Below are 7,366 nucleotides of genomic sequence, written 5' to 3' on the forward strand. Positions count from 1 at the left end.
TGGCTGGATTTTAAGATATGCATATCGTATACTTTGACGAGAATATGTTGATTGGGGATGCAGCGGATCTGGATGCATTTATGGAAATGTATGGTGTGGAAGCAATTTCCAAGGAATATTTGTAATTATTAGGGAAAAGAAAATTTGAATTTTGCTTTCGATGACTAGAATGAAAATCGTTACCGTTGCGCCTGTTTTCACAAGCGTTGCGTGACATAAAAAGAATTCTATTTTAATATCAAAGTATCAAAAACAAAGGAGGTTCTTTTTATGTTGAAGGAATTAAAGAAAAACAAAATGAGTGTTGTTGCAACTGGAATTTTATTTGGTGTTATGGGGGTATTAATTATTCCTATGATAGCAGTAATTGTAAAAATATCGAATGCATTATCCCAAAAACATCCTAGGATATACAAGTATAGTATGATTGCTTTTATCGGTATGTTATTGGCAATTAGCCTATTTTGCGTTGTTATTAAACATCAGATGAGTTTTCTTGTAATAGTTGCTTGTTTAGCAATAACATTATGCGACACTATTAAAAACAGATAATAAATGGAGTACAACTATGGAAATATCAGATTTGATTAAATCAGCCAGAATTGAAAAGGGCTTAACCCAACAACAACTGGCTGATGTTGTCTTTGTTACGCGATAGACAATTTCGAAATGGGAATTGGGAAAAAGTGTTCCTGACCAAGCCTCTCTTATATTGATATACCAGTATTTGGACATCAAGGATAATGAGAAAAAACAGTTATCAAAGCTTATTTTTAATAAGCAAAATATTATATTAATTTTGATTGCAATCTTATTTTCTCCTATGGTTATTGGAGTACGTTTTATCTGTTGTAAAATTGATAAGATTGAAAATCGAAAAATTAAAGCGGTAATCAAGGTTATTGGCTTTGTTGTATTCTCATCGTATCTAGTATCTTTAAAAGAAAATGTGGCGTATTTGTTAATTGGTATATTTTCTCTGGTGTATTTGTTATATCAATTCTATTTGAGTGGATTGGAAACTAAATGATTTGTGTCAGCAAGTTTAAGGCAAGCGATAATTCATGAAATTCCAGTTTGGAGAATTGAGAAAATCGGGATTTGATAAGGAGCGAAAAGAAAAATGTGTGAAGAATGTTACTCTGATGAAAATAGAATAACACCATTACTAAATCCCTTGGACTGCTTAGAAAATCACACTCAATATATTTGTGGAACTTGTGGACGTTGCATTTGTATTGAACATGACCCAAACAGAGGATTACAAAGATGGAAATTTCCTTTTAAGTCATTGGAAATTGCAAAATATTATTTACGAACAGCCGATTACACAACGAAAGGTTCGTGTGGTATTTATGAGATAGAGAACAGTAAAGGCAGAGTATCTTATAAAATATTCGCCGGGAATGAGGATTTACATCTATTCTTGAAAAAGAATAAAGACAAGAAATGCAAACAAATGACACCTGTGTTTAATGTTGGAGAGTATAAAGAATATCCACATGCAGAAATACGAAAATTGACTTCTGATGAAATAAAACAATATATGAGTGAACGTTAAATTCCAGTCTTGGTGTTTAGGAGATTACAAAAATGAAAAAGCTTTTTGATGTACCAGATTCATATAAAGAACACATAACTAAGTTTGATAGTAGTGATGGCTTTTTAGCGTTGGGGATAATAGTAACATATTTTGTTGTTATGACTATTTCTGGTATAATTGTACAATATATTTCTCAATTGCAAATCACTATTATAGGTGGAGAAATCAATGTGTTTTGATAGCATTTGTGGCATTGCTCATAGGTATGGTCGTCAGCACTTTTTTCAATTTTGATGGGAGTGATATCTTTGTTTGTCTGTATTATGTTATAGTAATATTTATAGCTGGAGCATGCGTTCTGACAGAGAATGCAAATATAAGACAACTGAGAAAAAAGCAGGTGTTACAGTATGATGTTGTACTTGTGCAAAAGCAACCAGTGATTGAGACGGAGTCTTATGGCGCTGAAAATATCCGGGATACGAAGCGGTTTTACCCAATATTGGGAAGGGATGTACATTCGGGATATGAGAGTACGTGTTTCCTTTCAGAAGAACACTATAAGAAAAGAGAAATTGGTGACACGATAACAATGACACGATTTATATGGAAGTAGGGAATGATTGCTGATGTATCCATTGCATTTTCTGGGGTAGTAGCATCAAGTGTATTGATTACAAAACGTAGATCGCATTCTAAATGAGATTTTCTTATATGATCTCTCGGAAGGGAAATATAAAAAAAGATCTGGCGATTATGTTTAACCACGGAGATATCGGCGAAATTGTCTGCAGAGGATACGAAGATGATGAACGGAGATTCCGCTCGTTATTTTTAAATACAGGAGCATAATGTGATGAAAAAGATGTATTTCCTTAAAGATAGAAAAGAGGCGGTTATCGATCGACTGACCTATATGAGTAAACATAGACAGGAGTATCTGCAGGATAAGGAACATGGCATGATAACGCTTCAGTTCAAGCAAGGCATGCCGGTGATTCGTTTCTCATCAGGCAGGGTAACATCATATTGGGATTTTTCTTTTGATGGGAAAAAGATGACCGTGCAGCGAAGGTGTTCTTTATCTGATAAAATTATCTGGGGAACACTTTTGATTATAGATTTGTTTATTTTATATTTGTTCAGACAGTCGATATGGCTGGGGCTGGCATGGTTTTGTGCGTTGCTGTTACTGGAAGTATTACCGTTCTATGCGCTGGAATCTTGTGTTACTTTTAGACATGTGAAAATGTTTGTGACTCATTATCTGGCTGATTATATAGGGGAAAGCGAGGAAATCTACGAAATGTAAAAGTTAATGAAAGGTTTGTGCCTGATTCTGGCACTGTTCATACTAGTGTGTGATTGCGGAATAGAGACCTATGCCGATGCGTGGGATGGGAGGAGCGAGACAACATTATGTGGAGTACGATTTTAAAGAGAATGTGCTGGCTCCATTAGACGAAGTAAAAGTGGTTGATGGGAAGGTTGTTCCTAAAAAAATAGAGTATACAATGATGGAGAAATAGAAAATGATTATTGCGATTGTAATAGGCGTCTCATGTCTGTTCTGGATCATAGCTGCCATATTGTTTGTATGTGCAAAAGGTGTGGATCGCAGGATTAGTGAGTCGAAGAAAGACTGCGTGGAGAAGACGACTGCGACAGTTGTGGATGTGGAAGAAGTCTACAAGAGAAATGTGGATACCTATAATTACACATGGTATCCAGCATACGAATTTTATGTAAATGGCGAACGGGTAGTACAAAAGAGTGTGATTGGAACAGAAAAAAATTCTGTTCAAACAGGGCAGCAGACAATCTTATATTATAATCCGGAGAATCCACATATGATATATGTTCCGGCAGAAAATCAGACGTCTGTATCGGCGATCCTGAAAATAATAGGGATTGCTTTTGTGATTTGCGGATGTTTAGCGGGAATCATTGGTTTCGTTGTGTCTAAGAATATGTAAACATATAGCGTGAGTATTTATATGAAACGGGGGTACACATTGAGAAAAATAAATTGGGTAATACCTGGTGGCAGAAGCAAGCGCATGTTTCTTATGCTAGGATGTGTGTCATGGATACTTATGCTTCTGTGTAGTTGCGGAAGAAATCTGCCTGATTCAGAACAGGTGATTAAACGATATTTGAAGGAAAAATACAATCAGGAGTTTCAGATTGTACATACTGAGAGAAAAAATATTGGTCAGAATTTTGGTGAGTTCATAAATACTGGGGAGGCAGTATCACTAAATGAATCAGATGATGCTTTTTCATTTACGATTTATGAAGATGGAAGAATCACAGATAATTATCCCAAGGTGATACTTGGGAATCAGATCAAACAGGATATTTATTCAATATTAGATCACGGGAAACTAGAATACACAAATGTTGATATTCGTTTCATAGAGAGTGATCAGGAATATGTTACTTTTGAGGATTATAAAAGCAACCATAATGTTTTAATATTCAGTGACTTGAAAGGTTTGGAGACCAATGTCGATAAGAATATTGAAAATGCATATGACCTTTTATGTGCACTGAGAGACCAAGGCTATTATTTTTGTTTGACAATAGATATTGATAAAGCCAGTAAAACGATTATTTATGATCAAGACAATGAAATGATTTCCAAAGATTCATTCATTCAGAAGTTCAGTTAACCGGAATGTATGCAAGGTGGATTGCTATGCCGAAAAATAGTAATAGTGGAAGTGATTTGGCAACATATATTGCAAGCAATGCGGAACTATTGACAGAGCAAAATTATACAGATATTGATGCGTTGGTCTTTGCAGAAATTATTCATAGGGGGGTTACGGATGAGGAAGGTGAAGTTTTTACGAATAAATATTATTAATTTCTTATTGTAAGAAGAGATGATAGCCTACAAAAGTAGTAATGAGAAATCGTACGTGACTATCTGAAAAGATATGAAGGAATGAATCATGAGTACATAACTTGATATTATCTTATTGATCAGACGATGGGAAGGAATACAAAAGGGAATGTATCGATTGAAAGTGCAGCATATATTGTATTTGATAGCAGTAGTGTTTGGTGTAATTGGCTTTTTGAATTTTCAGAGCTCTATGCGTACATCATCCTATGAGAAAGTATCTGGCTACATAACGGATGTAGAGGAAACATCAGAATTGACGAAGGCAGGATATAAGCCAAGATATAATTATATTATTCATTGGTTCCGTGATGGTGAGGAATATCAACGAGCTGTATATGAAGCATTATCGGAGCCGGATGAGTCCGCAACAGAGTTTTGGGCAAGCCTGGATAATACAGACGCTATAGCTTCTGAACCGGCGGGTATTCGGACAGAGGCTTATCTGAACTGGCTGGTTGCCGCTTTGAGTGCGATCCTGGGGGGGATGATAGATGCCAGAAATAGCAGGAAAACGGGAAAAAACAGAAGCAGACGTAGAGATGAAAGGGAAAATGCGCAGATTCTATGGTCAGTTGTTGCATTTTGCATGGCTATTGGTGTTGCTATTACAGGATTTTCACTATGGATTTCGTATAGAGACGGTTATTACATAAATTCGGTTATGAAGGATTTACTTCTTGTTTTTGCCATTGGATTCATTGGCTGTCTGATCGGAGTGAAAAAGAACAAGACAAAATAGGGGCTAGTGATAGACCCGGCAGGAACAGCTATTGGAAAAATTGTTGGTTCTGCGGTTGGTGGAGTGGTAGGAAACGGTGTTTCTATAGCTATGAATGTGGATTTAGATGGTGACGGAGAAACTGGAAAAGAGTTATGATTTATGGGAGAAAACAGAAACATTTGGAGTCGAACAAAGAGTACGACTATATTGCATGTTTATATCCGGAGGGCAATCTGAGAGCGGATAAATGTGTTTTTTTCAATAATGAGGATATTGCAGAAATTATTCATAGGGGGTTTTACGGATGAGGAAGGTGAAGTTTTTACGAATAAATATTTGACTGCTGGGGTGAGACAATGAAAAAAATCCAAACGAATCAGACGAAAGAGAAATTCTATGAAAAATTGAATATGGAATATCAAAAAGAGCGTAACCATGACAAATGGCATCCGTGTACACATCTGATAAAAAAAGATGGGAAGTATTATGTATATTATCGTTCAGGAAAAAATGTCTATAAATGGTCTGTGCAATACTTTGAGAATCAACAGATCATTGAACTGCAACATGTGTGGAATATAGCGGATTATGTGATGTGGATTCCGTTAGCGGCAATGGATGTATTTTTTGCGTGCTTTTGTGTGTTCAATAAACTATGGCAGTATATACCTGTATTATGCATGGTAATTGCAGTACTGGAATTTCTGCCCTATTATGTGTTTGTGGCTCGTTTAGGAGAAAATGTAGTGACGAAGTATATAATAAGCTGTTTGGAAGACAAGGATCTATAGAACAGATACTAGGATGAATGATATGCTGAAAGCAAGGAAATCTACGAAATGTAAAAGTTAATGAAATGTTTGTGCCTGATTCTGGGCAGCAGACAATCTTATATTATAATCCGGAGAATCCACATATGATATATGTTCCGGCAGAAAATCAGACGTCTGTATCGACGATCCTGAAAATAATAGGGATTGCTTTTGTGATTTGCGGATGTTTAGTGGGAATCATTGGTTTCGTTGTGTCTAAGAATATGTAAACATATAGTGTGAGATATTTACGGACCATTTTTTGTGGTTTTGGTTCTTTTATGTCTTAAAATGAGATATCAGGGAATTGAAACAATAGGGTTAAAAGAAGGAAATATTTTTCCATCATAAGTCAATCCCCATTTCCGGATCGCCGCCGTTTTCTATGAAACGGATTCCTTCGGCGGTAAGTCTGATAACCGCATCGTCATCCAAAGCACTGAACGCATCTGAATTATTTGAGAACTGAATCAGATTGCACTGCTCTAAATAATAAAGCTGATCGGAAATGTCAGGTGTGGTAATCAAACCACATGACATCATTTTGTTGGTCAATGTTTTTGTCGAAAGGGAAAAATGATATCCTTTTACAAGGCTTCTCAATATGTACCCTCTGATTGAAGCATTGATCCCAGAATTAGAAAAACCACCCATTTGCATCGCTCCTTTCTCTCGTCATACAAGCTATTTTTGCTTGCGTTAAATATCGTTGACTTATTTTGGACTAAGTTTAAGATGTTTGAGAAAAAAGCAACCTCAACGGATGGTTTTTCACGTTTTGTAGGGAACTTCACAGCAGGTACGAATATCCCTATCATGAAAGCCGCCAAGGAGTTACAGACCTTTAAGAATACTGCTGAGAAAAAGCTCCCTGATAAGGATATTGAAGAATTTCATTAAACAGTTATTCCAGGAATATAATAAAACGTATGCCTGTGGAGAGCCTGCAGACATACGTTTTATTAAGAGACCGTTTCAAGTTTTGTGTAAACGTTAAAAACTGATATAAGATTTGTGAATAGTTACAAATGGGCAGAGCCGATTTTCCGGATTCTGCCCATATCTGCATTATACAGGAGTTTTTGGGCATGTCAATAAAACCTGCCTAAAACAAGCTGTTTTTACAGGTTGCGTCCGATTAGACGTTCTTCAAAATAGATTTCCAGCTGGGAATGGATCTGCCCCCAGTCCTGCCTGTGTCCGGTCCATTTTTTCGTGATATCCATAGTTGCCAGATACAGCATTTTTAAAAGGCTATCATCTGACGGAAAAACTGTCTTGCTTTTGGTCACTTTCCGAAGCTGGCGGTTGAATCCTTCAATGGCATTTGTAGTGTAAATCAGGCGTCTTACTGCTTCTGGATATTTGAAATAAGT

General features: G+C 36.3%; 15 protein-coding genes. 13 read left to right on the forward strand and 2 right to left on the reverse strand.

Annotated features, from left to right (window positions below):
* Positions 1–270 precede the first annotated feature (270 nt).
* The 12 genes from WMO62_RS07325 (at position 271) to WMO62_RS07380 (ending at position 5,969) form a co-directional block, all read left to right on the forward strand.
* Positions 271–552: a hypothetical protein gene (locus tag WMO62_RS07325; RefSeq protein ID WP_007887522.1), complete on the forward strand. Its 282-nt coding sequence runs from the start codon at positions 271–273 to the stop codon at positions 550–552.
* Positions 553–1,123: 571 nt separating this feature from the next.
* On the forward strand, positions 1,124–1,561 hold the full coding sequence (locus WMO62_RS07330; protein ID WP_349144253.1) for a hypothetical protein: 438 nt from the start codon (positions 1,124–1,126) through the stop codon (positions 1,559–1,561).
* 32 nt (positions 1,562–1,593) lie between these two features.
* Complete coding sequence (locus tag WMO62_RS07335) at positions 1,594–1,782, forward strand: hypothetical protein (RefSeq protein ID WP_118111386.1); 189 nt, start codon at positions 1,594–1,596, stop codon at positions 1,780–1,782.
* Positions 1,783–2,399: 617 nt separating this feature from the next.
* A complete protein-coding gene (locus tag WMO62_RS07340) occupies positions 2,400–2,855 on the forward strand; it encodes a hypothetical protein (protein ID WP_055196136.1) in 456 nt (151 codons plus the stop codon).
* Between the two features lie 76 nt (positions 2,856–2,931).
* A complete protein-coding gene (locus tag WMO62_RS07345; protein WP_015561468.1) occupies positions 2,932–3,072 on the forward strand; it encodes a hypothetical protein in 141 nt (46 codons plus the stop codon).
* Positions 3,073–3,075: 3 nt separating this feature from the next.
* Entirely contained in the window at positions 3,076–3,519 is a 444-nt protein-coding gene (locus tag WMO62_RS07350; protein ID WP_349144254.1) for a DUF3592 domain-containing protein, read from the forward strand.
* Between the two features lie 39 nt (positions 3,520–3,558).
* Positions 3,559–4,218: a hypothetical protein gene (locus WMO62_RS07355; protein ID WP_147334845.1), complete on the forward strand. Its 660-nt coding sequence runs from the start codon at positions 3,559–3,561 to the stop codon at positions 4,216–4,218.
* Positions 4,219–4,244: 26 nt separating this feature from the next.
* The gene (locus WMO62_RS07360) at positions 4,245–4,415 is read left to right on the forward strand and encodes a hypothetical protein (protein ID WP_349144255.1); all 171 of its coding nucleotides are present in this window, start codon (positions 4,245–4,247) and stop codon (positions 4,413–4,415) included.
* Between the two features lie 148 nt (positions 4,416–4,563).
* Complete coding sequence (locus WMO62_RS07365) at positions 4,564–5,196, forward strand: hypothetical protein (protein WP_349144256.1); 633 nt, start codon at positions 4,564–4,566, stop codon at positions 5,194–5,196.
* 6 nt (positions 5,197–5,202) lie between these two features.
* Positions 5,203–5,334 (forward strand): hypothetical protein, encoded by a 132-nt coding sequence (locus tag WMO62_RS07370; RefSeq protein WP_349144257.1) that lies wholly within the window; start codon positions 5,203–5,205, stop codon positions 5,332–5,334.
* Positions 5,331–5,486, forward strand: a complete 156-nt coding sequence (locus WMO62_RS07375) for a DUF4176 domain-containing protein (protein WP_308728439.1) — start codon at positions 5,331–5,333, stop codon at positions 5,484–5,486. Before WMO62_RS07370 ends, WMO62_RS07375 begins: the two co-directional genes overlap by 4 nt.
* A gap of 48 nt (positions 5,487–5,534) precedes the next feature.
* Complete coding sequence (locus tag WMO62_RS07380; protein ID WP_349144258.1) at positions 5,535–5,969, forward strand: hypothetical protein; 435 nt, start codon at positions 5,535–5,537, stop codon at positions 5,967–5,969.
* Positions 5,970–6,335: 366 nt separating this feature from the next.
* On the opposite strand, the gene WMO62_RS07385 is transcribed toward WMO62_RS07380, so the two are convergent.
* Positions 6,336–6,644: a hypothetical protein gene (locus WMO62_RS07385; protein WP_349144259.1), complete on the reverse strand. Its 309-nt coding sequence runs from the start codon at positions 6,642–6,644 to the stop codon at positions 6,336–6,338.
* A gap of 81 nt (positions 6,645–6,725) precedes the next feature.
* On the opposite strand from WMO62_RS07385, the gene WMO62_RS07390 reads away from it, so the two are divergent.
* On the forward strand, positions 6,726–6,890 hold the full coding sequence (locus WMO62_RS07390; protein WP_349144260.1) for a hypothetical protein: 165 nt from the start codon (positions 6,726–6,728) through the stop codon (positions 6,888–6,890).
* A gap of 221 nt (positions 6,891–7,111) precedes the next feature.
* Here the strand turns inward: WMO62_RS07390 and WMO62_RS07395 are convergent.
* Positions 7,112–7,366: transposase (locus WMO62_RS07395; RefSeq protein WP_349144261.1), on the reverse strand; the 255-nt coding region annotated here is incomplete at its 5' end.

Origin of the sequence: Hominiventricola aquisgranensis, from assembly GCF_040096225.1 — a bacterium.
GTDB classification, from domain to species: domain Bacteria; phylum Bacillota; class Clostridia; order Lachnospirales; family Lachnospiraceae; genus Hominiventricola; species Hominiventricola aquisgranensis.